Origin of the sequence: Microbacterium sp. WCS2018Hpa-23 (genome assembly GCF_031843845.1) — a bacterium.
In the GTDB taxonomy this organism is placed as follows: Bacteria; Actinomycetota; Actinomycetes; order Actinomycetales; family Microbacteriaceae; genus Microbacterium.
This window is the reverse complement of sequence record NZ_JAVTIZ010000003.1, coordinates 315,826-340,996: the sequence shown is the minus strand read 5'-3', so window position 1 is coordinate 340,996 and position 25,171 is coordinate 315,826. Positions and strand designations below refer to the sequence as shown.

General features: G+C 68.5%; 24 protein-coding genes. 10 read left to right on the top strand and 14 right to left on the bottom strand.

From position 1 onward, the window contains the following. Positions 1-69: 69 nt before the first annotated feature. A complete protein-coding gene (locus tag RQG77_RS07170; RefSeq protein WP_311244121.1) occupies positions 70-612 on the bottom strand; it encodes a universal stress protein in 543 nt (180 codons plus the stop codon). Positions 613-761: 149 nt separating this feature from the next. On the opposite strand from RQG77_RS07170, the gene RQG77_RS07165 reads away from it, so the two are divergent. Further along, positions 762-950 (top strand): DUF3073 domain-containing protein, encoded by a 189-nt coding sequence (locus RQG77_RS07165; RefSeq protein ID WP_045254362.1) that lies wholly within the window; start codon positions 762-764, stop codon positions 948-950. Between the two features lie 134 nt (positions 951-1,084). Then, complete coding sequence (locus RQG77_RS07160) at positions 1,085-1,906, top strand: MOSC domain-containing protein (RefSeq protein WP_311244120.1); 822 nt, start codon at positions 1,085-1,087, stop codon at positions 1,904-1,906. A 75-nt stretch (positions 1,907-1,981) separates the two neighbouring features. On the opposite strand, the gene RQG77_RS07155 is transcribed toward RQG77_RS07160, so the two are convergent. From RQG77_RS07155 to purM, 3 genes are read right to left on the bottom strand one after another with little or no spacing between them, the layout of a single operon-like run. Then, positions 1,982-3,313 (bottom strand): MFS transporter, encoded by a 1,332-nt coding sequence (locus tag RQG77_RS07155; RefSeq protein WP_311244119.1) that lies wholly within the window; start codon positions 3,311-3,313, stop codon positions 1,982-1,984. After that, positions 3,286-4,758, bottom strand: a complete 1,473-nt coding sequence (purF, locus tag RQG77_RS07150) for an amidophosphoribosyltransferase (protein WP_311244118.1) — start codon at positions 4,756-4,758, stop codon at positions 3,286-3,288. Before purF ends, RQG77_RS07155 begins: the two co-directional genes overlap by 28 nt. A gap of 6 nt (positions 4,759-4,764) precedes the next feature. Next, on the bottom strand, positions 4,765-5,895 hold the full coding sequence (gene purM / locus RQG77_RS07145) for a phosphoribosylformylglycinamidine cyclo-ligase (RefSeq protein WP_311244117.1): 1,131 nt from the start codon (positions 5,893-5,895) through the stop codon (positions 4,765-4,767). 62 nt (positions 5,896-5,957) lie between these two features. On the opposite strand from purM, the gene RQG77_RS07140 reads away from it, so the two are divergent. Continuing rightward, the gene (locus RQG77_RS07140; protein ID WP_311244116.1) at positions 5,958-6,590 is read left to right on the top strand and encodes a zinc-binding alcohol dehydrogenase; all 633 of its coding nucleotides are present in this window, start codon (positions 5,958-5,960) and stop codon (positions 6,588-6,590) included. A gap of 57 nt (positions 6,591-6,647) precedes the next feature. Here the strand turns inward: RQG77_RS07140 and RQG77_RS07135 are convergent, their stop codons facing one another. Next, on the bottom strand, positions 6,648-6,962 hold the full coding sequence (locus RQG77_RS07135; RefSeq protein WP_311244115.1) for a potassium transporter Trk: 315 nt from the start codon (positions 6,960-6,962) through the stop codon (positions 6,648-6,650). Positions 6,963-7,063: 101 nt separating this feature from the next. Beyond that, a complete protein-coding gene (locus RQG77_RS07130) occupies positions 7,064-10,537 on the bottom strand; it encodes an HtaA domain-containing protein (RefSeq protein ID WP_311244114.1) in 3,474 nt (1,157 codons plus the stop codon). Positions 10,538-10,700: 163 nt separating this feature from the next. On the opposite strand from RQG77_RS07130, the gene RQG77_RS07125 reads away from it, so the two are divergent. Genes RQG77_RS07125 through RQG77_RS07115 form a run of 3 tightly spaced genes read left to right on the top strand, consistent with a single transcriptional unit; the run spans position 10,701 to position 13,686 of the window. Beyond that, complete coding sequence (locus RQG77_RS07125; RefSeq protein ID WP_311244113.1) at positions 10,701-11,825, top strand: ABC transporter substrate-binding protein; 1,125 nt, start codon at positions 10,701-10,703, stop codon at positions 11,823-11,825. Further along, the gene (locus tag RQG77_RS07120; RefSeq protein WP_311244112.1) at positions 11,822-12,895 is read left to right on the top strand and encodes an iron ABC transporter permease; all 1,074 of its coding nucleotides are present in this window, start codon (positions 11,822-11,824) and stop codon (positions 12,893-12,895) included. Before RQG77_RS07125 ends, RQG77_RS07120 begins: the two co-directional genes overlap by 4 nt. After that, positions 12,886-13,686 (top strand): heme ABC transporter ATP-binding protein, encoded by an 801-nt coding sequence (locus RQG77_RS07115; RefSeq protein ID WP_396653396.1) that lies wholly within the window; start codon positions 12,886-12,888, stop codon positions 13,684-13,686. The genes RQG77_RS07120 and RQG77_RS07115 overlap by 10 nt, the downstream gene beginning before the upstream one ends. Before the next feature lie 109 nt (positions 13,687-13,795). Here RQG77_RS07115 and RQG77_RS07110 read toward each other — a convergent pair whose 3' ends face one another. After that, on the bottom strand, positions 13,796-14,167 hold the full coding sequence (locus RQG77_RS07110; protein ID WP_056512688.1) for a sterol carrier family protein: 372 nt from the start codon (positions 14,165-14,167) through the stop codon (positions 13,796-13,798). Between the two features lie 184 nt (positions 14,168-14,351). Here RQG77_RS07110 and RQG77_RS07105 point away from each other — a divergent pair, with 184 nt between their 5' ends. Next, positions 14,352-15,032: a CoA pyrophosphatase gene (locus tag RQG77_RS07105; protein ID WP_311244110.1), complete on the top strand. Its 681-nt coding sequence runs from the start codon at positions 14,352-14,354 to the stop codon at positions 15,030-15,032. A 61-nt stretch (positions 15,033-15,093) separates the two neighbouring features. Beyond that, the gene (gene purD / locus RQG77_RS07100; protein ID WP_311244109.1) at positions 15,094-16,371 is read left to right on the top strand and encodes a phosphoribosylamine--glycine ligase; all 1,278 of its coding nucleotides are present in this window, start codon (positions 15,094-15,096) and stop codon (positions 16,369-16,371) included. A 136-nt stretch (positions 16,372-16,507) separates the two neighbouring features. Here purD and RQG77_RS07095 read toward each other — a convergent pair whose 3' ends face one another. The 7 genes from RQG77_RS07095 to RQG77_RS07065 form a co-directional block, all read right to left on the bottom strand. Continuing rightward, complete coding sequence (locus RQG77_RS07095) at positions 16,508-17,236, bottom strand: amino acid ABC transporter ATP-binding protein (RefSeq protein ID WP_311244108.1); 729 nt, start codon at positions 17,234-17,236, stop codon at positions 16,508-16,510. Continuing rightward, entirely contained in the window at positions 17,233-18,711 is a 1,479-nt protein-coding gene (locus RQG77_RS07090; RefSeq protein WP_311244107.1) for an amino acid ABC transporter substrate-binding protein/permease, read from the bottom strand. Before RQG77_RS07090 ends, RQG77_RS07095 begins: the two co-directional genes overlap by 4 nt. 120 nt (positions 18,712-18,831) lie before the next feature. Beyond that, complete coding sequence (locus RQG77_RS07085; RefSeq protein WP_311244106.1) at positions 18,832-19,362, bottom strand: GNAT family N-acetyltransferase; 531 nt, start codon at positions 19,360-19,362, stop codon at positions 18,832-18,834. A gap of 104 nt (positions 19,363-19,466) precedes the next feature. Continuing rightward, the gene (locus tag RQG77_RS07080) at positions 19,467-21,041 is read right to left on the bottom strand and encodes a DHA2 family efflux MFS transporter permease subunit (protein WP_311244105.1); all 1,575 of its coding nucleotides are present in this window, start codon (positions 21,039-21,041) and stop codon (positions 19,467-19,469) included. Further along, complete coding sequence (locus tag RQG77_RS07075; protein ID WP_396653395.1) at positions 21,038-21,670, bottom strand: PadR family transcriptional regulator; 633 nt, start codon at positions 21,668-21,670, stop codon at positions 21,038-21,040. The genes RQG77_RS07080 and RQG77_RS07075 overlap by 4 nt, the downstream gene beginning before the upstream one ends. A gap of 72 nt (positions 21,671-21,742) precedes the next feature. Beyond that, entirely contained in the window at positions 21,743-22,291 is a 549-nt protein-coding gene (locus tag RQG77_RS07070; RefSeq protein WP_311244103.1) for a GNAT family N-acetyltransferase, read from the bottom strand. A gap of 53 nt (positions 22,292-22,344) precedes the next feature. Next, the gene (locus tag RQG77_RS07065; protein ID WP_311244102.1) at positions 22,345-22,560 is read right to left on the bottom strand and encodes a DUF2945 domain-containing protein; all 216 of its coding nucleotides are present in this window, start codon (positions 22,558-22,560) and stop codon (positions 22,345-22,347) included. 97 nt (positions 22,561-22,657) lie between these two features. On the opposite strand from RQG77_RS07065, the gene RQG77_RS07060 reads away from it, so the two are divergent. Together RQG77_RS07060 and RQG77_RS07055 are read left to right on the top strand one after the other, a co-directional pair. Next, on the top strand, positions 22,658-23,536 hold the full coding sequence (locus RQG77_RS07060) for a phosphoribosylaminoimidazolesuccinocarboxamide synthase (protein ID WP_311244101.1): 879 nt from the start codon (positions 22,658-22,660) through the stop codon (positions 23,534-23,536). A 183-nt stretch (positions 23,537-23,719) separates the two neighbouring features. Continuing rightward, positions 23,720-25,075, top strand: coding sequence for a solute carrier family 23 protein (locus tag RQG77_RS07055; protein WP_311244100.1), 1,356 nt, complete (start codon positions 23,720-23,722; stop codon positions 25,073-25,075). Positions 25,076-25,171: the final 96 nt, after the last annotated feature.

The following is a 25,171-nucleotide window of genomic DNA, read 5'->3' as shown; positions in this document are numbered from 1 at the left end:
GATCTGACCAGCCGGGCGGGGATCGGCCAGTCATCCGTTCGGACGGAACTCAGCGAGGGATGCCGAGACCTATTCGGTCCAGATCTCGGGCTGTTCGTCGGGCACCGGATCCTGCAGCGGAACGACGAGCACCGAACGATGCTGACGATGTGCGAGGCGGGCGGCGACCGACCCGGTGAAGAACTCGCGGATCGACTCGCCGATGCCCCGCTTGCGCGTGCCGACCACGATCAGCTGCGCATCGAGCTTGGTGGCGAGCGCCTTGATGGCGAGCGCCGGGTCTCCGACGAGCTGACGGGCGGTCCAGGTGAGGCCGGTGCCGTCGAGCGCGGCGGATGCTTCGGCCTGCACTGCTTCGAACTCGGCCGTGCCGGCGTCGAAGTTGATGTCGATGGGCGCCGAGTGCACGTAGCCGTCGGGATCTTCGTAGGTGACGAAGCGCGTGACATCGACGTGGGCGACCACGAGCGGCACGCGCAGAAGCCGTGCGAACCTCGCGGCCTCTTCGATCACTCGCGCGGGTTGTCCAGGCTGCATCCCGACGATCACTGCTTTCTGCAGTGTCGCGTTCTGCGCGGCCTCGTCGGAGGGCGTCGAGGTGTTGTCAGTCATGAGGATCGCTCCCTTCACCAGCTGCCAACGGGCCAGTGCGGTCTGGCCGCGTGCTATTCTGAATGCTACTCTTACCGGCCCTCAGCCGGTGTCGTGAATGACTCGGGCCTGTCGTTGCCCGCAGCTTAACTCGTGAGGGGGTCTCAGGCATGGGCCGTGGCCGTCAAAAGGCGAAACACACCAAGATCGCCCGCGAACTGAAGTCGTTCAGTCCGTCGGTGAATTACTCGGCGCTCGAGCGCGAGCTCGCGCACCCGAGCGACTCTGAAGACGCATACGTCGACAAGTGGGCCGACGAATATGCAGACGAAGACGAGGACGAACTCGAAAAGGCCTGACCGCCCTTTCGTTCGTCCGTCGTCTCCCCCGTGCACCGCACGGGGGTTTCGTCGTGTCTGGAATCCCGGAACATCGCACTGCGATCGCGTCGTCGATCGCAGTGCGTCGTCTCGCACCTGAGAGAATCTCCCCTATGCCACACGTCGTCTCGCTCTACCGTCATCCGATCAAGGGCTTCACGGCCGAGTCCGTCGATGAGCTCAGGGTGCAGCCCGACGGTCGGATCGCCGGCGACAGAGTCCTCGCCTTCCGCTTCGCGGATGCGACGACGCCGGAGGATCGCGACGGCCTCGACCACTGGCCGAAGGCGAAGGGGCTCTCTCTTCAGGACTTCCCGACGCTCGCCTCGCTGCGCACCCGATATGACGACCAGGCGCGGCGTATGCGGATCGAGCATTCCGGATCCGTCCTCGTGGAGGCGGGACTCGACGACGACGGCCGCACGCAGCTCGCGGATGCGGTGACGGAGTTCGTGCTCGCCAGCGCGGAGGGCCGCAGGCTCCGGCGCCCCGGGCGGCTACCGCTGATCCTTGTGGGCGACGGAGTGACGTCGAGATTCCAGGATCGAGCACGCGGTTATGTCTCTGTGCACACCCGCAGCAGTGTGAGCGCACTGGGAGAAGCCCTCGGCGCGGATGTCGACGACCGCCGCTTCCGCTCGAACATCGTCATCGACGATGCCGCTGCGTGGTCGGAGCTCGACTGGACAGGGCAGGTGACCGTCGGGGACGTCTCGTTCGACGCGGCCGGCCCCATCGTGCGCTGCCTGGCGACGCATGCGAATCCCGACACAGGGGTGCGCGACGCCAAAGTGCTGACGACACTCACCACCGCGTTCTCGCAGGCCGAGCCCACCCTCGGAAGACTTCTCCTGCCCGGCACCGCGTCAGACGGCGGGCAGACCTCCTGGACGGGCGGCACGATCCGTCTCGGAGATTCCGTCACCGCGCACTGAGCTCACCGCGCACCACGGTCACCGCAGGCCCGCGCCACCAGCGACCGGCTCACCGACGACCGGCTCACGACCGGCTCACCAGCGACCGTGCCGGCGCTCCCAATCCTCTTCGATCGTGCGGCGGCGACCCGCGATCCACCCTGCGGGGATCACGGCGATCAGCACGCCCACGAGCAGCCAGAGCGGGATCAGCCAGCTGTCGGTCGCATCGTGGAGCAGTCCGATGAGCAGCGGGAACACTGCAGCCACCGCATAGCCGATGCTCTGCACGAACCCGCTGAGCGCGACGGCGCTCTCGGGCGTGCGGGCCCGGATACTGAGCAGCACCAGCGCGAGCGGGAACAGCGCGGCAGCGAGGCCGAAGAACGCCACCCACAGCGGCATGCCCACGGTCGGAAGGAACAGCATCCCCGCGAGTCCGATGAGCCCGGAGGCGATCGCGCTGAAGAAGACCGGACGAGTCGCCTGGAAGCGCACGATGAGAATCGGGACCAGCAGCGAGCACGGCAGACCCATGAGCCCGAACAGAGACAGCAGCAGTCCGGCGTTGGCTGGTGACACGCCTCCCACATCGATCATGATCGTGGGCAGCCAGGCGAACGACACGTAGGCGATCGTCGAGGAGGACGCGAAGACCAGCGCGATCGACCAGGCCATGGGCAGTCGCCAGAGCCGACCGAAGACTCGCGGGTTCGCCGGGGTCGTGGCGATCGGACCGGTCGCCATCGATGCGGCGTCGGACTCGCCCGTCGCCGCCTCGGAAGACGACGGCTCGGCGTGGGAACGCCCGGTCGTGACGGCATCCGTCCGGTGCGCGAGCAGCATCGCCACCCACGGAACCAGCGCGATCGCCGCGAAGACGCCCCACAGCCCGAGCGACACCCGCCACCCAGCGGTGTCGGCGATCGGCACCGCGACCAGCGGCGGAACGAACGTCGACACCGCCATGGTGGTCGAGTAGACGGTCATCATCAGACCGAGGCGGTCGGGGAAGTACTTCTTGACCAGCGGAGGCAGCAGCACGTTGCCCGAACCGACACCCGCGAAGACGACTGCGGTCGCCGCGAGAAGCGAGGTCGAGTCGACCGCGAGGCTGCGCAGCAACAGACCGGCCGCGATCAGTGCGATCGCCACCACAGCGACCCGCTCGAGGCCGAAACGCCTCTCGAACAGCGGCGTGAGCAGGCCGAACACGGCGAAGCACACCGGTGGAGCGGCGCCGATGAGACCGACGACGACCGACGACACGGTGAAGTCCTCGGCGATGTGATCGATCACCGGCGACAGCGAGGCGACGGCGGATCGCAAGGAGAACGCGACCAGCACGATGCCGATCAGCGCGAGGGCGCGTCCGCGCCAGAGCGGCTGCGCACCCGAGGTCACGAGGTCTGCGACCCCTCCACCCACGCGAGGTACTCGTCCGAGACGGTTCCGGTGACGTACCGGCCGTCGAAGCAGCTCATGTCGAGATCGTCGAGCACCGAGCCCTCGGTGATCGCCGCCTTGAGATCGTCGACCTCCTGGTACACCAGGTGGTCGCAGCCCAGAACCTCGGCGATCTCGGGGATCGTCCGGCCGTGCGCGATGAGCTCGTGACGCGAAGGCATGTTGATGCCGTAGACGTGCGGGTGCCGCACCGGCGGCGCCGCCGAGGCGAACGTGACCGAGGTCGCACCGGCATCCCGCGCCATCTGGATGATCTCTTTCGACGTCGTTCCCCGGACGATCGAATCGTCGATCAGGAGCACGTTCTTGCCCTGGAACTCGGTCGACATGGCGTTCAGCTTCTGGCGCACGCTCTTCTTGCGCACCGCCTGGCCGGGCATGATGAAGGTGCGGCCGACGTAGCGGTTCTTGTAGAAGCCCTCGCGGTACTCGATCCCGAGCTTGCGGGCGACCTCCATCGCCGCGGGGCGGGAGGAGTCGGGGATCGGCATGACGACGTCGATCTTGTCCATCGGCACGTGCTTGGCGATCGTGTCGGCGAGTTTGTCCCCCATGCGCAGGCGGGACTCGTAGACCGAGACGCCGTTCATGACCGAGTCGGGACGCGCGAGGTAGACGTACTCGAACGCGCAGGGCGCGAGCATGGTCTCGGTGGCGCACTGCCTGCTGTGCAGCTCGCCCTCGCTCGTGATGAAGATCGCCTCGCCGGGTTCGACCTCGCGGACCACCTCGTAGTCGGCGTTCTCCAGCACCAGCGATTCGCTCGTGACGACCCACTCGTCACGGCCCTCAGCGCCGGGGACGGTGGAGGGACGACGGCCGAGGATGAGGGGGCGGATGCCGAACGGGTCGCGGAAGGCGAGCAGACCGTATCCGGCGATCACCGCGATGACGGCGTACGCACCCTCGATGCGCTCGTGCGTGCGCTCGACGGCCTCGAAGATGCGCTCTGCGTCGAGGTCGACCGTCGAGGTGGTGTTCTGAAGCTCACCGGCGAGCACGTTGAGGAGCAGCTCGGTGTCGCTCGAGGAGTTGAGGTGACGACGGTCGCGCTTGGCCATGTCAGCCGTGAGCTCACGCGTGTTCGTCAGGTTGCCGTTGTGGATGAGGATGATGCCGTACGGCGCATTCACATAGAACGGCTGCATCTCCTCTTCGTTCGACGCGGTGCCCTTGGTCGCGTAGCGCACATGACCGAGCCCGACGTTTCCGAGGAGCCCACGCATGTCACGGGTGCGGAACGCTTCGCGGACCATGCCCTGCGCCTTGGCGTTGTGCATGACGCCGTTCGCCTCAGCGGTGGCGATTCCCGTCGCATCCTGGCCGCGATGCTGCAGCAGCAGGAGTGCGTCGTAGATGTCCTGATTGACCGGGGCAGAGCCCACCATTCCGACGATGCCGCACATGGGCTCTTACTTCGCTCCGTCCGCGTAGGCGCCGACCAGGCGCACTGCTCCACCGTCGACGCCCTTGGCGCCCTGTTCGAACTCTCCTGCCGGACGCGCGCCGAAGCCCACGGTTCCGACCTGCCATGCGGGCATGCCCTCGGCCGCGAGGGCCGCGATCGCGGCATCCTTCTTGTCCGCCGCGATGATCGCGAGGAATCCGATTCCGAGGTTCCAGGTGCCCTCGGCGGACTCCAGCGTGGAGCCTGCGATGTCGCTGAGCACGCGGAAGACCGGGCTCGGCGACCAGGTGCTGCGGTCGACCTCGGCCCAGCTGCCCTGCGGGAGCACGCGGGCGAGGTTCGCCGCGATGCCGCCGCCGGTCACGTGGCTGAGCGAGTGGACGCCGCCCGCCCCCGCAGCGCCGCCGAGCTGCTCGATGAGACGCAGCAGCGGAAGCGTGTAGAGACGGGTCGGCTCGAGCAGAGCCTCGCCCCAGGTCTTGCCGAAGTCGGCGGCGTTGTCGCCGTAGCCGATGCCGGCGTTCGTGACGATGTGGCGCACGAGCGAGTAGCCGTTCGAGTGGAGTCCGCTGGACTCGATCGCGAGCACGACGTCGCCGTCCTGCACGCGGTCGGCTCCGAGGATGCCGTCGGCCTCGACGACACCCGTGGCGGCACCCGCCACGTCGTAGTCGCGCGGTCCGAGTAGGCCGGGGTGCTCTGCGGTCTCGCCGCCGATGAGCGCGGTGCCGGTGGCGGTGCACGCCTCGGCGATGCCGCGCACGATGTCGGCGATGCGCTGCGGAAAGACCTTGCCGCAGGCGATGTAGTCGGTCATGAAGAGCGGCTTCGCGCCCACCACGACGATGTCGTCGACGACCATGCCGACCAGGTCCTGGCCGATCGTGTCGTGCTTGTCGATGGCCTGCGCGATGGCGACCTTCGTGCCGACGCCGTCGGTGCTGGTCGCGAGCAGCGGGCGACGGAAGTCGCGCAGCGCACTCGCGTCGAACAGCCCGGCGAATCCGCCGACACCGCCCAACACTTCAGGGCCGTGCGTCGCGCGCACGGAGGACTTCATCAGCTCGACGGCGAGATCGCCTGCAGCGGTATCGACGCCGGCTTCGGAATAGGGATTGGTGGGGGAGGCAGCCACGCATCCAGCCTACCGCCCGCGGAGACCTCCTCTCCCCTCCCCGCATCTCCTACGATGGGGCCATGGCCGACAAGCCGCAGTGGCTGATCCGCGAGGACGCGAGCGTTCCGGTGCTCGTCGCGCTCGCGCTGCGGCAATCGCTCGGCATCCGCGCCCCCGAAGACCTGCCGAGCCTGCGGGATCTGCCCGTCAGAGCGCCCGACGCCACCGAGGCCACCCCCGAGCTCGAGAAGCAGTGGCGAGAGTACTGGGACATGACGGTCGAGCCGCGAGCGCATCCGTCCGGAGTTCCACTCGAGCTCATCGAGGGCTTCGACACGCTGGTGGCACTGCCGGCAACAGGATCCGAGCAGCTCGCCGAGGCGATCGTGCCGCATGCAGCATCGGCGATGCATTTCGCCCGCGTCGCGCACGATCGCTACGTGTCGTCGATCCACAGTTCGATCGCGAACCGGTCGGGCGGGGGCACGATCGGGGGCGAGGCGTATCGCGCCTATGCGAGCGCCATCGCCGAGTTCGAGCGTGAGATCGGGCGCCGTGCGCACTCGTTCGAGCTGAACGTGCAGGTCCTGCCGTTCTCACAGCGCGGGATCTGGTGGATCGGCGCGCTGACCGTGGCCGTCACCGACGGTCTGCGCCGCGACGTGGTGTCGTTCGACGCCGCCATCCGGCCGATCATCGCCGAACTCGCGTAGGTCGGGAACGCGCGGTCGAGCGGCGGCGCTCAGCCGACAGCTGTCAGGAGACTGCGGTCAGTCGTTCTCGATGATCGTCTCGTGCTCGACCTTCACGACATGGTCGTGGCGTCGCGCGACGCGCTCGAGGACGAGGGCGACGATGCTCGCGAGCGCGAAGCCGATCGGCACCGTCCACAGCAGCAGGAATCCGAAGACCTGGCCGGGAGGGTAGACGACGTTCACTGCCTCGGACGGCTCGTAACTGCCCACCATCGTCAGGATGCCGGCGGCGATGATGCCGAGCACGACGCCGATGCCCATGAACACGCCGAATCGCGGAACGCGTCGGACGGTCGCCTCGACCGTCTGGGAGGAATCGTGGGAGGACATGCATCCATTGTCCCACCGTTGGCTGTGGGTCGCGCCCTTCTGCGCAGAGCGACGCCCTCCCCGCGTCCGCGGCGGGGAGGGCGTCGCCGTTATGCGGCGGATCAGACCTCGGTCGTGACCTCGGGGTTCTCGGCCGTCGCCCTGGTGCGGCGTCCGATCAGCACGCCGCCGCCGACGGCGAGCACGACGATGACGAGGCCTCCGACGATCCACGGCCAGACCGGGGCACCCTCGGTGTCGGCCACGGCCGTGACGGATGCCGCGGCCGCCGTGCCCTCGGACTCGGCGGGCTCGTCCTCCTCGACAGCGACCCCGCACTCGGCCGCGACCGGGAGCAGCGCGGTCACCGGGTCGAGCTCCTCGCCTGCGGCGTAGGTGCCGAATGCTGCAGCACCCGCCTCGGTGAGAGTCGTCGGGATCGCGTCGAGCGAGAGCACTCCGTCGATGACCGCGGCATCCCCCAGAGCGAACTCCGCGAGCCGGACCGCCTTCTGGTCGACACTCTGGCCGTCCTGTGTGGTGCCGAGCAGGTCGAACACGAGGTAGCCCGTGTCTCCGGCGAGTTCGACTCGCGCGTTCGCCAGCGTGGTGTTCAGCGCGCCGCTGTGGCCGGTGAAGTTGATGCTGCCGCCGAACGTGACGAGGCCGGTGAGGGTCTCGTCGTCGAACGAGCCGGTGCCGCTCGACCAGACGTAGTCGGGGTACTCGTAGGCGACGTCGGTGAGCGTCCATCCACCGGCGGCGATGCCCTCGATGTAGATGCGGAACGACTCCTTGTAGCCCCACTTGAGTGTGGCGCCGTCGACCGTGCAGGCGCCGATCGCAGCGGTCTCCCGCGCCAGCGTGAACTCGAGGCCGCGCGCGACGGACCCCTGCAGCGTCAGCGTGTGCACGCCGTCCTCGAGGCTCGCCGGCAGCGTTCCGGTCCAGGTCGCGACGCCGGCGGCATCCGCCGAGATGGTGTCGAGCAGCACGGGCGTCGAGTACACGACGACCTTGATGCCCGTCTCGTTCGGCTGGAACCCGGATGCCGAGAACGTCGCGGTCTTGCCGGACTGGAGTGCGGCGAGGCTCTGCTCGTCGATCTCGATGCCCGCGGTCGCCGGCGGGGTCGCCGGGAGCGTCGTCTTGGCCTTCACCGCTGCGGCCGCCACGGTGCCGGTCGTCCCCGACGGCGCTGCCGCCACCGACCCGATCGTGAAGGACACGGGGTCGAGGTTCGTCGAGAAGCCGGCGAGCACGCGGTTGCGTCCGTCCGCCGTGAGAGCGGCGGGAGCACCCGAGTAGGTGACCGCGCCGTTCGCGGTGGTGACGACGGCCCGAGACAGGTCGAGCGTCGCGAACGCCACCTGGGCGCCGGCATGCGTGACGTACAGGGTCGCAGCACCCGCGGAGGTGACGCTGATCTGCGGGTTGGACACGGTCACGTCGAGCACACCACCATGGCCGGTGAATCGCACCGAACCGCGGTATACGACGCTGCCGAGGCCGGTCGCCGTGCTGTAGTCACCGCCGACCGTCTGACCGAACTGGAAGAGCCCGCCCGATCGGGTGGCTCCACCCGAGACGTCGATCGCCCCCTTGGCGATATCGCCGACCACGTACTGCGTGAACGACGTCGAGATGCCCCAGCGCAGCGATCCACCCGGAACCGAGACCGCCGGGATCGTCGGAACGGTCACCGGGGGGTTCGGGTTCTCGGGCTTCTCACCCTTCAGAGCGTCCCATTGGGCCTCGGTGATCGCGACCGTCGCACGGGCGTAGATCGTGCTGTCGTTCGGCAGGGTGTGCTGCTGCCACACGATGACCTCGTAGGTCTTGGTGCGGTCGAGCGTGTCGTCCGACGTGTTGAGATCGACGCTGAACGCGCCACCCGTGATGCCGCGGACGTACTGCATCGCGAGGAATCCGCCGCCGGCGGTGACGTCGGCCTCGGTGCCCTTCTCGATCAGAGCCACGTAGGCACCGGCGATGTCGCCCAGGTTCGCACCTGTGGTGGCCAGCGTCAGGCCGTCGGCGGCCGTCGCCGTCTTCACACTCGTCGAGACGGATGCCGCGGGGGCCGGGAACAGTGCGCTCCAGTTCGCGTCACTGATCACGACGGTCGAGCGGGCGTAGATCGTGCTCGCGTTCGGCATCGTGTGCTGCTGCCACACGATCACCTCGTACGTCTTGGTGCTGTCGAGCGACTCGGTCGCCGCCGTCAGGTCGACGCTGAACGCGCCGCCCGTGATGCCGCGGACGTACTGCATGCCGAGGAAGCCACCGCCCGAGGTGACGTCGGCCTCGGTGCCCTTCTCGATCAGCGCGACATAGGCGCCTGAGATGTCGCCGAGCTTCGATCCGGCAGCCGTGACCGTCAGGCCCTCTGCGGCGGTCGCGGCGGCGACGGTCGACGTGACGGCGGGCGTGAGCCCGTAGTTCAGGGCGACGCTCTGCTCCTGCGCGGCGTTGGCGACGCCGCCGGCGCCGTAGGTGTAGACACCGTACGACCCGGGGGTCGTCGCGGAGTCCTTGAGGGTCAGCGACGCCTGGAACGTGCCGTCGTCGGCGATGTCGACCCACTGCGCGCGGATGGCTGCCTGATACTGAGCCGGGACCTGGTCGAGCACGGTCTCAGACAGGGCCCATGCCTGCGCGCCGACCGAACGCGTCGCACTCGCGGCCCCCGCGGAGGGCTGCCACGCCGATGCGAAGTTGCCGAAGACCACGTAGGTGCCCTGCGGCAGGTTCGCCGGGATCGGCACCCCCCGGCCGCCGACGTTCGCGGTCGGGTCGTAGCCCGAACCCTTCACGACGACCTTGTCGCCCGCCTTCAGTGCGGTCGTGCCGGCAGGCGTGGTGCCGTCGGCGAGGAACACCTGGATCGAGGGAGCGGCGGGCTCGACCTCGCCCGGGTCGGTACCCGGGTCGGTACCCGGGTCGGTACCCGGGTCGGTCCCGGGGTCTGTTCCCGGGTCAGTGCCGGGGTCGGTACCCGGGTCAGTGCCCGGGTCCGTCCCCGGGTCAGTGCCGGGGTCGGTACTGGGGTCCGTCCCCGGGTCCGTTCCCGGGTCAGTGCTGGGGTCCGTGCCCGGGTCGGTCCCGGGGTCGGTCGTCTCCACACCGAAGACCGCATCCCACTGCGCTGTCGAGATGGTGACGTCGCCGCGAGCGTAGATCGTCTCGGCGTTGGGCACCGAGTGCTGCTGCCAGATCAGGACCTCGTAGGCCTTCGTACGATCGAGGGATCCTGCCGGAGCGGTCAGCGTGAACGAGCTCGCTCCCGCGGCCACCGCCGGGAACGGCTGCGCGAACGCGGCGTACCCGCCGCCGGGGCCGGAGAGTCCGCTCTCGGTGCCCTTCACGATCAGCGCCGCGTAGACGCTCGCGACCTCGGGAAGACCCGACGCATCGACCTGCACCGTGATGCCGGTGGTGCCGGCAGATGTCACGGAAGCGGCGACCGAGCCGCCCGCTGCATGCGCGGGAGGAACGATCACCGCGCCCGCCGCGATCAGGACGAAGGATACGAGAGCGGCGAGCAGCACGCGTATGCGGCCGCTCCCCGTGGATGCTGTGGCTGTGGCGTTCACGATTCTCCAGGGCTCCGGGCGCGCAGGAACGGACGCGCGCCAGCGGTGCCGCAATGCAGTCGGGCGAGAGGGTGATTGTTGGTTAGGCTTAGCTAAGTAAGTCTCGTTCCAGAGACTAGAGGCGGCCACGAGGTCGAGTCAAGTTTTAGGATAGCCTTGCCTAATGCGACGCGCCTCAGCCTTCCTTCTCGCCGCCGTCCTGGCCGTCGGCCTCGCCGCGTGCGCCGACCCGGGAGCATCCGCCGCGCCGCAGAAGAGTGACGCCGCAGACGCCTGCCCCCAGGCATCCGTCCCGCTCGTCGATCTGGATCTCGTCGACGACGTGCGCGGCGCGACCGGCGGATCCACGGCCTGCCTCTCGAGTCGTGCGATCGAGCCTGTGGCCGACGACACCGCCCCGCAACTCCCCGTGACCGTCACCGACAGCGAGGGTCGCGAGGTCGAGATCACCGATGTCGACCGCATCCTGCCGATCGACATCTCGGGCACGATCGCCTCGACCGTCTTCGCCCTGGGCCTCGGCGACCAGGTCGTCGGCCGGGACTCGTCGACGATGTTCGCCGGTACCGAAGACCTTCCCGTGGTCACGAAGACGGGGCACACACTGAACGCCGAGGCGATCCTCGAGCTCGCCCCCACCGTCATCCTCACCGACACGACCATCGGCCCGAAGGAGATCCGCCAGCAGCTGCGCGACGCCGGGATCACGATCGTCGTCATCTCGAGCGACCGACGCCTCGACACCACCGACGAGCTGGTCACCGAGATCGCCACGGCGCTCGGCGTCCCCTCTCGCGGAGCGGCCCTGATCGAGCGCCTCGACGCCGACCTCGACGATGCGTTGGCCGAGATCGCCGAAGTCGTGCCGACCGAGGTCGACGACCGGGCACGGATGCTGTTCCTCTACGTGCGCGGCAACGCGAACATCTACTACATCTTCGGCGAGGACTCAGGAGCCGACTCTCTGATCGACGCCGTCGGCGGGGTCGACGTCGCCGCAGAGATCGGGTGGGAGGGTATGAAGCCGATGACGGCCGAGGCGCTCGTCGCGGCCCGGCCCGACGTGCTCGTGATGATGACCGACGGACTAGAGTCCGTCGACGGCATCGACGGGCTGATCGAGCGCATCCCCGCGATCGCCGAGACTCCCGCCGGAGCGAACCGTCGCGTGATCGATATGGCCGACAGCGAGATCCTCAGCTTCGGCCCCCGCTCGGCGGACGTGATCGAGGCGATCGCCCGCGCCCTGTACGCCCCGGAGCCCGCGACCGCCGAGCCCGTGAAGTGAGCGGCGAAGTCGTCACCCGCACGCCGTCGAGACACCTCGGATTGCGCTTCACGCTCGTCATCATCGGCCTCGTCGCCGCCCTGCTCGTGACCTGCATCGCGTCGATCACGAGCGGACAATACTCGCTCTCCCCCACCGACCTCATCGGGGTGCTGCTGCGCGGCATCGGCATCGACACCGCCTGGGCCCCCACCGAAGCGGCCGACTACGGCGTGATCTACAACCTGCGCCTCCCCCGTCTCGTGCTCGGCCTGCTCGTCGGTGCCGCCCTCGCCGTGTCGGGCGTTCTCATGCAGGCGATCTTCGGCAACCCGCTGGCGGATGCCGGTGTCGTCGGAGTCTCGTCCGGTGCCGCGCTCGGCGCAGCCGCGAGCATCACCCTGGGCCTCGCTTCCTTCGGCATGTGGACCACCCCCGCGTTCGCCTTCCTCGGCGGGCTGATCGCGGTGCTCGCGGTGTACTTCATCAGCCGATCGGGCGGGCGCACCGAGGTCGTCACCCTGCTGCTCACCGGCATCGCGATCAACGCGATCGCGGGCGCGGGCATGGCCTTCCTCACGTTCCTCGGCACGACGTCGACGCGCGAGCAGATCGTGTTCTGGCAGCTCGGTTCACTGAACGGCGCCCTCTGGTCGAACGTGGCGCTGGTCGCTCCGCTCGTCGCCATCGGCATCGTCGTCGCATTGATCGTGTCGCCGCAGCTCGACCTCTTCGCGCTCGGCGAGCGCACCGCCCGCCACCTCGGCGTCAACGTCGAGCTGCTGCGTATGGTCGTGATCGTCACGGTCGCGGTGCTGGTCTGCGCCGCCGTCGCCTTCGCCGGCATCATCGGATTCGCGGGGCTCGTCGTGCCGCACCTGATGCGCATGATCATCGGCCCCGCGCATCTGCCGCTCATGATCGCCTCGGCGTTCGGCGGCGCACTGCTGATCGCGATCGCCGACCTGGTCGCCCGCACCGCGGTGCCGCTGGCGGATCTGCCGATCGGCATGATCACCTCGCTCGTCGGCGGACCGTTCTTCCTCTGGCTGCTCGTGCGCACGCGCCGACGCTCGGGAGGATGGGCATGAGCGCCGTCGACATCACCACCCGGCTGCAGGCGAGCGGCGTCACCGTGCTCGTCGGCGGCGAGCGCGCGATCCTCGACGACGCGTCGATCGAGGTCAGAGCGGGCGAGATCCACGCGCTGGTCGGGCCCAACGGCGCGGGCAAGTCGACTCTCTTCGGAGTTCTCGCGGGCGATGTGACCCCGAGCGCGGGCGCGGTTCTGCTCGACGGTTCGCCGATCACCGGCATCCGCGCACAGGACATGGCGCGAGCGCGAGCGGTGCTGCTGCAGGAGAACACGGTGTCGTTCCCCTTCAGCGCCGAGCAGGTCGTGCGCATGGGCCGGGCGCCGTGGGCACGCACCGGGGCCGCGGACGACGACGACGAGATCGTCGCCGCAGCGATGGCTTCGACCGAGGTGCTGCCTCTCGCGTCGCGTGCGGTGACGTCACTGTCGGGCGGTGAGCGCGCCCGCGTGGCGCTGGCCCGCGTGATCGCGCAGAGCACCGGCATCCTGCTGCTCGACGAGCCGACCGCCGCACTCGACCTCAAGCACCACGAAGACGTGATGCGTCTGATCCGAGGGCAGGCGGATGCCGGCATCGCCGTCGCGATCGTGCTGCACGACCTCAACGCCGCTCTCGCCCACGCGGATCGCGTGACTCTGCTCTCGGAGGGCCGGGTGGCCGCGACGGGCGCGGCTGCCGAAGTGCTCACGTCCGAGAGGATCGAAGAGGTCTACGGTCAGCCGGTCGACGTGTTCCCGCATCCCGTCACCGGTGTGCCCCTGGTGGTCGCGCGCCGCGGCCTCTGACCCGGTCGTTTTTCTGGCCCGGTCGTTGCCGCTGCCTTCGAATCGCGTGAATGGTCGCATCCGAGCCGCAGATGCAGCCATTCACGCGATTCGAATGGCCGCCAACGACTCAGGGGCGCAGCGGAAGGACGTCCGAGAGGTCGGCGCGGGTGCCGGAGGCGCTGACACGACCGGATGCCGCGGCATCCGCCCAGTGCTCCGTGCCGGTGGCGACAGCGATCCACGTCGCCGCATCCATCTCGACGACGTTCGGCGGGGTCCCTCGTGTGTGCCGGGGCCCCTGGATGACCTGCACCGCACCGAACGGAGGCACCCTCACCTCGACGCTGTTGCCAGGCGCCTTCTCATCGAGCAGCTGCAGAAGGTACCGCACGGCCGTCGCGAGGTCGGTGCGCTGCGGTTTGTCGCCGGCGGCATCCGCTCGACGCACCGCATCGAGAGCCGCGCGCCCGTCGATGATGTCGATCTTCCTGGAGGGCATGGTGACCAGGCTACGCCGGGGTCATCAGTCCCGGTTCCCCACTGGCATCCCGTGCGCCTGAGAGGTCGACGCGCACTTCGGAAGGACGGATTCCCCGAACTCGGGCTTCCGAAGCGCGAGTCTCCTTCGCTGACGTACACGCCGCCCGCCCTGCCGCGTCGCACACAGGCATAGGCTCGAGGCGATGAGCCAGAATCCCGATACCCTGCACGGCGCACGAGCCGAGCTCCTCGCCGCGACGCAGCGCAGCGAGAATTGGGCGCGTCCGTTCCCGCCGATCGTCGGCGACGCTCACCCGGCATCCGTGCTCGTGCTGTTCGGCCGGCTCGACAGCGTCCCCGCTCAGACCGACGAGCTGACCGTGGCGGCCGACCTCGACGTGCTGCTGCAGCGCCGGGCCGCGACTCTGTCGTCGCATCCTGGCCAGGTGTCGTTCCCCGGCGGCAGGCGCGAGGAACAGGATGCGGATGCCGCCGCCACCGCCCTGCGCGAGGCCGAGGAGGAGACCGGCCTCGACCCGGCCGGCGTCGAGATCCTCGCCACGCTGTCCGAGCTGCCGCTCGCCGCGAGCAATCACGTCGTCACGCCGGTGCTCGCCTGGTGGCGCTCCCCCTCACGCGTCGCGGCCGTCGACCACGCTGAGACGGTCGACGTGTTCCGCGTGCCGGTGGCGCAACTGCTCGACCCCGAGACGCGATTCACCTCGACCATCCACCGATTGGGTCGCACCTGGCGCGGACCCGCCTTCGACGTCGACGGCACGATCGTCTGGGGTTTCACCGCGATGGTGCTCGACGCCCTGTTCGACGCAGCCGGTTGGACGGCGGAGTGGGACCCTTCGGTCGAGCGCCCGATCGAACTCTGAGCGTGTGCGGGCGGAATGCGACTCGCCGAAACCCGCGCGCCCGCGTCGGTAGTCTGGACGGGTGAAGATTCTCGTCCTCGGTTCCGGTGCCCGTGAGCACGCGATCATCCTCGCTCTGCGAGCAGAGCAGGCGGAGCACGAGATCTTCGTCTCCCCAGGCAACGCCGGAATCGCGCAGGATGCGACTCCCGTCTCAGTCGACATGCTCGACGGCGCCGCGGTGACCTCGTTCGCGAACGAGCATGCAATCGACCTCGTGGTCGTCGGCCCCGAGGCCCCACTGGTCGCCGGCGTCGCCGATGTGCTGCGCGCGCACGGCATCCCCGTGTTCGGCCCCGGCAAAGCGGCGGCTCAGCTCGAGGGCTCCAAGTCCTTCGCGAAGCGGATCATGGATGCCGCGGGCGTGCCCACCGGTCGCGCGGTGCGCGCCACCACCACCGCCGAGGTCGAGGCCGCGTTCGACGAGCTGGGCGCCCCCTACGTCGTGAAGGCCGACGGGCTGGCTGCGGGCAAGGGCGTCATCGTCACGTCCGACCGCGCTGACGCGCTCGCCCACGCCGAGCACTACCTGCCGTCCGGCCCCGTGCTGATCGAGGAGTTCCTCTCAGGCCCCGAGGTCTCGCTGTTCTTCCTGAGCGACGGCGACACGGTTCGCGCCCTCAGCCCTGCGCAGGACTTCAAGCGCGCACTCGACGGCGATGAGGGACCGAACACCGGCGGCATGGGCGCGTACTCGCCGCTGCCGTGGCTCGCCGACCAGTTCGGCAGTGAGCAGGCCTTCGTCGAGGAGGTCACGCGGGACGTCGCACTCCCCGTCATCCGCCAGCTCGACAGCGAGGGCACCCCGTTCATCGGCCTGCTCTATGCCGGCCTCATCCTCACGCCGGCGGGTGTTCGCGTGATCGAGTTCAACGCTCGCTTCGGCGACCCCGAGACGCAGATCGTGCTGCCGCGCCTCGTGACGCCGCTGTCGGAACTGCTGTTCGCCGCCGCATCCGGCACACTCGAAGACCAGCCGGAACCCGCCTTCAGCGACGATGTCGCGATCACCGTGGTGCTCGCCAGCGAGGGATACCCCGAGGCACCGCAGACCGGCCGTCCGATCGAGGGTCTCGCCGACGCGGCGGCCGTCGAGGGCGTCCGTCTCGTGCACGCCGCGACCGCCAGCCCGGATGCCCCCGGTGGATCCCTCATCGCGACGGGCGGCCGCGTGCTGAACGTCGTCGCCGTGGCATCCGACTTCCGCACCGCACGCGACCGTGCCTACGAGGCGATCGGCCGCATCACGCTCGAGGGTTCGCACTTCCGCACCGACATCGCCGCCCGCGTCGCCGAGTAACACCGACCGGCGGCGCCCTCCCCCGCCGGCGCCCTGATGAGACGACGCTGATGCGACGGCTCCCCGCCGAGACACCCCGACACGGAAGAAGACCCCCACCCAGGACCGGGTGAGGGCCTTCGCGCAGGAGAAGGTCTCAGAGCACCTTCGAGAGGAAGTCCTTCAGGCGCTCGTTCTTCGGGGCACCGAACAACTCGGCGGGCGGCCCCTCCTCGACGACGACGCCAGCGTCCATGAAGACCGTGCGACCCGACACCTCGCGGGCGAACCCCATCTCGTGCGTCACGAGCACCATCGTCATGCCGCCCGACGCGAGGTCGCGGATCACCTGCAGCACCTCGCCGACCATCTCGGGGTCGAGGGCGCTGGTGGCCTCGTCGAAGAGCATGATCTCGGGGTCCATCGCGAGCGCACGGGCGATCGCGACACGCTGCTTCTGACCGCCCGAGAGGGATGCCGGCTTCGCATCCGCCTTCTCGGCGAGACCCACGCGGTCGAGCAGAGCGAGCGCGCGTTCCTTCGCCTCGGCCTTCGACAGCTTGCCGAGCTCGACCGGGGCGAGCGTGATGTTCTCGAGCACGGTCATGTGCGGGAACAGGTTGAAGTGCTGGAACACCATGCCGATGCGCTGGCGCACCTCGTCGAGCTTGACGCTCTTGTCGGTCAGGTCGACACCGTCGATGACGACGTGACCCGAGGTCGGCTCCTCGAGCTTGTTGAGGCAACGCAGCAGCGTCGACTTGCCCGACCCCGACGGACCGATGACCGCGACGACCTCGCCGTCGTCGACCGTCAGATCGATGCCCTTGAGCACATGGTTGTCGCCGAACGACTTGTGCAGGTCTCTGACCTCGATCTTGCTCATGCGTTGAACTTCCTCTCCAGGCGGTTCGCGAGCAGCGTGAGAAGCGTGATCACGACGAAGTAGATGATGGCGACGATGGTCAGCACCTGAGCCGACAGGTACGTCGAGGCGATGATCTGGCGAGACACGAACGTCAGCTCGGCGAGACCGATGACGCTGATCAGCGACGTGTCCTTGAGCGTGATGATGCCCTGGTTCACGAACGACGGGATCATGATGCGGAACGCCTGCGGCAGCACGACCTTCTGCATGGTCTTCCAGTGACCGAGGCCGAGCGAGCGCGAAGCCTCGTTCTGGCCCGGGTCGACGGCCTGGATGCCACCGCGGATGATCTCGGTCATGTACGCACCCGTGTTCAGCGAGAGCGTGATGGCGCCGGCGACGAACGGGTTGAACGTGAGCCCGGGGAACAGCTGCGGGATGGCGAAGAACACGAAGAACGCCTGCACGAGGATCGGGGTGCCGCGGAAGACGAACACGTACGCGGTCGCGAGCCAGCGGAACGGGAGGAACTTCGAGATGCGCCCGAATCCGAACACGATGCCCAGGATGAACGCGGCGACGAGGGCGACGAGCGTCGCGAGGATCGTCAGCCACAGGCCCTCCATGAGTGCGGGCCAGTACTTCACGGCGACCGAGAAGATGTCGGTCGCCTGCGTGGTCTCCTCGCCGCCGGCGAGGTAGGTGTCGACGATCTCGTCGTACTCGCCGGAGGCCTGGAGGTTCGCGAGTCCCGCGTTGAACTTCTCGATCAGGTCGGGGTTCTGCCCCTTGTTGACCGCGAAGCCGTACTCGCCGCCGAGCTCGGGGTCGCCGACGAGGCGGAAGCCGGATCCCTGCTGGATGCCGTAGGCGAGCACGGGGAAGTCCTCGAAGTAGCCCACTGCCTGCCCGGCCTTGACGGCGTCGACCATGTCGGTCGTGTCGGAGTAGGGCGTGACTCGGAAGCCGTACTCGTCCTGGTTCTCCTCGGCGAAGGTCTGCCCCTGCGTGCCGGTCTTCACCGCCACCGTCTCGCCGTCGAGGTCGTCGAGCGACTCGATGTCGCTCGCATCGAGCACACCCAGCTGGATGCCGCTGGTGAAGTACGGATCGCTGAAGTCGAAGATCTGCTGACGCTCATCGGTGATCGACATGCCGGCCATGACGGCGTCCACCTGATTCGACTGCAGAGCCTGCAGAGCGGCGTCGAAACCGAGCTGACGGATCTCGACCTCGAACCCCTGGTCCTCGGCGATCGCCCGGAGCAGGTCCATGTCGATGCCGACGAGGTCGCCCTCGGGCGAGGTGAACTCGAACGGCGCGAACGTGGTGTCCGTGCCGATGACGTAGGTCTCGGAGTCGTCGGCCGCGGTGGCTGCGGATGCTCCGCCGAGCAGCGCACCGGCCGCGATGAACGCCGTGAGCGCCATCGCCCCGACGTTGCGTCCGAACGTGCGCAGACGCGCAGACGCGGAAGAGGGATTTCGGATCACGACGGATGCTCCTCGGATCGGATGGGCGACAGGATGCTGTCACCGGGATGGTCGTCGACCATCCACCCTAACCGGCGTCGGCGTGTCGCACTGCGCCGAGGTCGGCTCGTGGACTCGGCGTCAGAGCGTGATCCAGTAGCGGCGCAGCATCGCGTGACCGCGCTCCGACTGGTCGCTGACGTCCTGCAGCACGCCGCCGGCGCCCTCGATCGTGCGGTAGGAGCCGACGTTGTCATCGTCGCATGTCACCATCACGCGCTCGAGTCCGATCTCGCGCGCACGGTCGAGTCCGAGCCGCAGCGCCGCGGATGCAAAGCCCTGACGTCGACGTGATTCCCGCACCGAGTAGCCGATGTGTCCGCCCGCCTCACGAAGCCACTCGTTCAATTCGTGCCGGAACGAGAGGAAGCCGACGACCTCGCCGTCATCCACGACCCAGTACAGGTCGTTGTGCACCGCATCCTCCGGCAGCTCGGCCGTGGTGTCGGAGAGAAGTTCCGACTTCTCGATCAGTGCGTCGAGCGTCGCACGATCGGGGGTGACGGGCGCCTGCAGACCAGATCCGTCGATGTGCCCGTCGCCGAATTCGGCGACGGCTGCCGCCCAGGAGTCGAACAGGTCGGTGGTGGGCCTCATGAGCTCGATCGTCATCGCCCGATGACATCACACCGGAGCCGTCTGTCGCAAAACCGGTGTGAGAAGAGCCGGGCTCCCGCAGCATCGTGCAGAAGACCCGGCTCGTCGTCAGGCGCGGATCACGCGGCGGGCGCCGGCGCCTCCGCGGGGGCGGATGCCGCGGCATCCGCCTTGTCGTAGCGACCGAGGAAGAGCGATGCGACGAGCGCGACGACCATCACGCACGCCGGCAGCAGGATCGCCTGCGACATGCCGGCCGCGAACCCCTCGGCCACCTCGGGCGGCAGCGAACCTCCACTGATCCCCGAGGGCGCATCGGCGAGCCCCGGCAGGTTCGCCTCGAGGCGGGACTGCATGAACGTCGCGATGGATGCCGAGCCGATCACCGATCCGATGGTGCGAGTCGTGTTGTAGATACCCGCGCCGGCACCGGCCTGGCGAGGAGGCAGCTTGCGCGTCGCGGTGGTCGCGAGCGGCCCCCACATGCCGGCATTGCCGATACCCATCAGTGCCGAGGGCAGCAGGAACATCCAGATCGGGGTGTCCATGTTGATGAGCGCCGAGTACCAGATCAGGGCGACGACGACGCAGAGCAGACCAGGGATCAGGATGATGCGCGGGTCGACGCGGTCGAGCAGCTTGCCGGCGAACGGCGCCAGCACGCCCGACAGCACGGCCATCGGGATCAGCAGCAGCGCCGCTTCCGTCGGTGTGAGTCCTCGCGCGGTCTGCAGGAAGAACATCATCGGCAGCGACATGCTCGTCACGGTGAAGCCGACAGCGGCGATCGCCACGTTCGCCCCCGAGAAGTTGCGGTCGCGGAAGAGCGCGAGGGGCACGAGCGCCTCACTGCGCGTCCGCGCCTGCTGCACGATGAACAGCGCGAGGATCACAAGGCCCGCGATGATGAGGCTCCACACCGAGATCGGGCCCCAGATCACACCCCAGTCGAACTTCTCGCCCTCCTGCAACCCGAAGACGATGAGGAACAGCGCCACCGCGCTGAGGATGACACCGAGGATGTCGAAGCGGTGCGGACTCGTCTGCAGCTTCGGCACCAGCCGCCAGGCGAGCACGAAGGCGACGACGCCGACGGGGATGTTCACGAAGAAGATCCACTCCCAGCCGAAGCCGTCGACGAGCAGTCCGCCGACGAGCGGACCCACGAGCGTCGCGACACCGGCGGTCGCGCCCCAGAGGCCCATGGCCGCGCCGCGGCGTTCGGGCGGGAACGTGCGCGTGATCACGGCCATCGTCTGCGGCGTCATGAACGCGGCGCCGAGACCCTGCACGGCGCGTGCCGCGATCAGCATCTCGAGCGAGCCCGACAGCCCGCACCAGAGCGACGCGAGCGTGAAGATCGCGAGACCGATGAGGTAGATGTTCTTCGGCCCGAACCTGTCGCCCAGCCGCCCGGTGATCAGCAGCGGCACCGCGTACGCGAGCAGGTAGGCGCTGGTGACCCACACGACGTTGTCGAGGTTGTTGGTCGTCGGGTCGAGAGCGGCTTTGATCGCGGGGTTGGCCACCGAGACGATCGTCGTATCGACGAGGATCATGAAGAAGCCGATGACGAGCGCCCAGAGCGCCGGCCACGGGCTCGCAGGTCGATGACCTGCGGCGAAGGTTCCGGTCGAGGGACCGGAAGACGAGGATGCTCCGGGCGGGCGTCCTGTCGAGGAGGAATCGGTCATTGCTGTGCGGCCTTTCGCTGTGCGCGGTAGCGGTCTGAGTACTCGAAGGCGCTGGGGCCCCACGGGAACTCCTCGGCCTCGAGTCGGTCGATGAGGGAATCGATCCAGCGCAGCTCGGCGTCGAGCAGCACCTCCTGACGCTCGAACTCCACGAGCACCTGCTCGGGGACGCCGGTGCGTCTCGCGCTGACCAGCCCGTCGCGATGCGAAACGTGCCCCTCGTCGAGAACCGCACGTCGCAGACGCAGAGCCTCGATCACATCGGCGCTCTCGAGATTGTGGGCTTCGGCGAGCGCGATCCGGAACTCCGCCGGCCGGTCGATGATCGACAGCTCGCGACGCAGCCAGGCGATGAGGGCGTCTCGCCCGGCATCCGTCAGCGAGTAGGTCGTGCGCTCGGGACGGTTGCCGTCACGATCGCTGCCGACCTCGTCGATGAGGCCTGCCCGTTGGAGGCGTCCGACCGTGTGATAGAGCGTGCCGTTGGTGATGGAGAGCAGGCGCTCGTCGCGCCGGGCTCGCATGAGCCGCACCATCTCGTAGGGGTGCATGTCGCCCTCGCGCAGCAGCGCGAGGATCATGACGGCCATCGGGGTCAGGCGGTCGGTGGTGTCGTTCGGCACGCGCATCCCTTCGAATAGTCCATGTGGACTATACGCCGAGATATGAGCTCGGGCAACGCCGCGGGGGTGTCCATCCGCTCAGTGAAGAGTGGCCCGGAGCTGAGCCGACGAGAGTGCCCGGTCTGCATACACGAGCCGCATCACCGACCGGTCGGGATTGCCGAGGTCCGGCGCCCGATGCACGAGTTCGAGTCCGAGCTTCTCGGCCACACGTGCCGACCCGGTGTTGTGCTCGACGAGGTACGCGATCACCGGCCGATCGGGCGCGACTTCCCGCGCCCGCTCGATACCGGCGCGGGCCAGTTCGGTCGCGAAACCGCGTCCGTGGTGGTCGGCGGCGATCCGGTAGCCGACGTTCCAGACTTCGCCCCCGAGCAGAGTGCATCCGCCGTTGCCGATCACCTCTCCGGTGTCTCGCAGCCGAGCGACCCATGACCCGAGCCCGACGGTGTCCCAGCTGCGCTCCCACCGCTCCATCATCCGGATCGAGTCGTCGGGGGTCGTGTGGCGGAGGCTCGGATAGTGCGCCCACACCCGCGGATCGCTCTGGATCGCGAATACCGCGTCGAGATCCGAGGGAACAGCCCGCGACAGCCGCAGTCGATCAGTGAGGAGGTCGTCAGTCACCTCATCACGCTAGACAGCCCCGCCGACACTCGGGCCATTCGACCGCAGTGCGCTCAACTGCTCAGCTTGCGCAGCGCCGCCCCCTTGTGCGCCGCCGTGTCTCCGCTCTTCTCCGACTTCACGATGTACGCGGGCTCGTCGTCGGAGGCCGTGAAGCTCTGCCCGGCGAACCGGAAGTCCTTCGTCCGCTTCTCCTCGACGGTGCCCTGCGTCCGCCCCTGCGGGGTGTTCCAGCTCACCCGGTCACCCGTCGACAGATCCTTCGACATGTTTCCTCCGCTTCGTCGATTCGAGCGTCGCCGATGCCGCGGGGCTCGCACCAGCCCTTGACACGACACCGGCGACGTCTACCGGGATAATGGGCGGGTGAGCACACCTTCGGACAGCAACGCGCAGACCATCCCCGGCTGGCGCCACATCTATTCGGGCAAGGTCCGCGACCTGTACGCCTCGGATGACGCCGCCGACACCCGCATCCTCGTGGTCGCCTCAGACCGCGTGAGCGCCTTCGACTTCGTGCTGTCGCCCGGCATCCCCCAGAAGGGTGCGCTGCTCACGCGTCTGAGCCGCTGGTGGTTCAGCGAGCTCAGCGATGTTCCGAACCACCTGGCCGAGGGAGATATCCCCGCGAGCGTCGCCGACCGCGCCATGCTCGCGCAGTCGCTCGAGATGCTGCCTGTCGAATGCGTCGTGCGCGGCTACATCACCGGTTCCGGCTGGGCCGAGTACACCGAGAGCGGCACCGTGTGCGGCATCCCGCTGCCCGAGGGCCTGCAGAACGGCGACCGCCTGCCCGAGCCGCTGTTCACCCCCGCCTACAAGGCGCCGATGGGTGAGCACGACGAGAACATCACATTCGAGCAGACCGTCGAGCTCGTCGGCGCCGACCGTGCGGCCGAGCTGCGCGACGTCTCGCTCGCGCTCTACACGCGCGCCGCCGCGATCGCCGAGGAGAAGGGCCTGATCCTCGCCGACACCAAGTTCGAGTTCGGGACGGATGCCGAGGGCATCCTGCACCTGGCCGACGAGGTGCTCACGAGCGACTCGTCGCGCTACTGGGATGCCGAGGCCTGGCGCACCGGCACGACGCCGAAGGAGCGCATGGCGAGCTTCGACAAGCAGATCGTGCGCGACTGGCTGGCCTCGAACTGGGACAAGCAGGGTGAGCCGCCCGTGCTTCCCGAGGACGTCGTCGAGCGCACCGCCGACCGCTACCGCGAGCTGATCGAGCGCCTAGGGGCCTGACCCACGCGCTCTCCCCCCGCACCTCGGGAGGAGAACTGCGTCTCGGGAGGAGGGATTCTCGAGAATCCTCCGCCCCAGGCGCAGAAATGCGCCCGAAGGGATGACTCGCGCGCACCCAGGGAACACTCAGGAATCGGTAGTGTTGCTCCAGCACTCCCCCTCCCCCGATCCTGAGGAGCCCGCATGCCCCTGTGGAAGACCCACGGAAACGGCCGCACGGTCGAGCCCGGCGCCGTCGTCACACCCGATGAGCGCCTGAACTGGCCCGCCACGATCGCGATCGGTGCCCAGCACGTCGTCGCGATGTTCGGTGCCACGTTCCTCGTGCCGACGTTGACCGGCTTCCCGGTCTCGACCACGCTGCTCTTCAGCGGTCTGGGCACCCTCCTCTTCCTGTTGATCACCAAGAACCAGCTGCCCAGCTACCTCGGCTCGTCGTTCGCGTTCATCGCGCCGATCACCGCCGCGGTCGCGGCAGGTGGCACGGGATCCGCCCTGGCCGGAGTGGTCGCGGTCGGCATCCTGCTCACCGTGGTCGGTCTGGTCGTGCAGTTCGCCGGCCTCCGCTGGGTCGACGCGCTCATGCCCCCGGTCGTCGCCGGTGCGATCGTCGCGCTGATCGGCTTCAACCTCGCGCCGACCGCATGGAACAACTTCCAGCTCGACCCCGTGACCGCGACCATCACGCTCGTCGCGATCATCCTCTTCGCAGTGCTGTTCCGCGGCTTCCTCGGCCGCATCTCGATCTTCCTCGGCGTCGCAGTGGGCTTCATCTACGCCGCCTTCACCGGCTCGTTCGAGGTGCCCAATGCCCTGCGCGGAGGCAAGACTCCCGCAGAGCTCATCGCGGATGCTCCCTGGGTGGGCCTCCCCGAGTTCCAGCTCCCGAACTTCGTCGAGCCCGGCACCTGGTCGACGATCGCGATGTTCCTGCCCGTCGTCCTGGTGCTGGTCGCCGAGAACGTGGGCCACGTGCGCGGCGTCGCGACGATGACCGAAGACCCGGCGATCAACAGGCACACGGGTCGCGCGCTCATCGCCGACGGTGTCGCCACGACGATCGCCGGCGGCTTCGGCGGATCGGGCACGACCACGTACGGCGAGAACATCGGCGTCATGGCCGCGACTCGCGTCTACTCGACCGCGGTCTACTGGGTCGCCGGTCTCTTCGCGATCCTGCTCGCCTTCTCGCCCAAGGTCGGCGAGGTCTTCAACTCGATCCCCGCCGGCGTGCTCGGTGGCGCGACCACCGCGCTGTACGGCCTGATCGGCATCATCGGCATCAAGATCTGGGTCGACAGCAAGGTCGACTTCTCACGTCCGGTGAACCAGTACACGGCGGCCGTCTCGCTCGTGATCGGCATCGCCGGATTCTCGATGCAGCTCGGTGACTTCGCGTTCGGCGGCATCGTCCTCGGCACGGTCGCGGCTCTCCTCATCTACCACCTGGGCAACGCCATCGCCCGCGCCCGCAAGACCGGCGCGGACGACCCGAAGCCGCTCGAGGCCGTGGGTCCGCTGGGTGGCGACCCCGCGTAATCACGATCGACTCGTGAACACAGAGATCCCGGATGCTGCCGCTGCGGCATCCGGGATCTCTGTGTTCAGTCGAGGATCGTGTTCAGTCGAGGATCG

Excerpts from the sequence above, each read along its gene's own strand:
- RQG77_RS07105 (WP_311244110.1), top strand. The coding sequence starts at position 14,352 with ATGAGCCAGAATCCCGATACCCTGCACGGCGCACGAGCCGAGCTCCTC.
- RQG77_RS07110 (WP_056512688.1), bottom strand. The coding sequence starts at position 14,167 with ATGCCCTCCAGGAAGATCGACATCATCGACGGGCGCGCGGCTCTCGAT.
- RQG77_RS07115 (WP_396653396.1), top strand. The coding sequence starts at position 12,886 with ATGGGCATGAGCGCCGTCGACATCACCACCCGGCTGCAGGCGAGCGGC.
- RQG77_RS07095 (WP_311244108.1), bottom strand. The coding sequence starts at position 17,236 with ATGAGCAAGATCGAGGTCAGAGACCTGCACAAGTCGTTCGGCGACAAC.
- RQG77_RS07160 (WP_311244120.1), top strand. The coding sequence starts at position 1,085 with ATGCCACACGTCGTCTCGCTCTACCGTCATCCGATCAAGGGCTTCACG.
- purF (WP_311244118.1), bottom strand. The coding sequence starts at position 4,758 with ATGTGCGGCATCGTCGGAATGGTGGGCTCTGCCCCGGTCAATCAGGAC.
- RQG77_RS07065 (WP_311244102.1), bottom strand. The coding sequence starts at position 22,560 with ATGTCGAAGGATCTGTCGACGGGTGACCGGGTGAGCTGGAACACCCCG.
- RQG77_RS07165 (WP_045254362.1), top strand. The coding sequence starts at position 762 with ATGGGCCGTGGCCGTCAAAAGGCGAAACACACCAAGATCGCCCGCGAA.
- RQG77_RS07170 (WP_311244121.1), bottom strand. The coding sequence starts at position 612 with ATGACTGACAACACCTCGACGCCCTCCGACGAGGCCGCGCAGAACGCG.
- RQG77_RS07135 (WP_311244115.1), bottom strand. The coding sequence starts at position 6,962 with ATGTCCTCCCACGATTCCTCCCAGACGGTCGAGGCGACCGTCCGACGC.
- RQG77_RS07140 (WP_311244116.1), top strand. The coding sequence starts at position 5,958 with ATGGCCGACAAGCCGCAGTGGCTGATCCGCGAGGACGCGAGCGTTCCG.
- RQG77_RS07085 (WP_311244106.1), bottom strand. The coding sequence starts at position 19,362 with ATGACGATCGAGCTCATGAGGCCCACCACCGACCTGTTCGACTCCTGG.
- RQG77_RS07125 (WP_311244113.1), top strand. The coding sequence starts at position 10,701 with ATGCGACGCGCCTCAGCCTTCCTTCTCGCCGCCGTCCTGGCCGTCGGC.
- RQG77_RS07055 (WP_311244100.1), top strand. The coding sequence starts at position 23,720 with ATGCCCCTGTGGAAGACCCACGGAAACGGCCGCACGGTCGAGCCCGGC.
- RQG77_RS07075 (WP_396653395.1), bottom strand. The coding sequence starts at position 21,670 with ATGCGCGTGCCGAACGACACCACCGACCGCCTGACCCCGATGGCCGTC.
- RQG77_RS07080 (WP_311244105.1), bottom strand. The coding sequence starts at position 21,041 with ATGACCGATTCCTCCTCGACAGGACGCCCGCCCGGAGCATCCTCGTCT.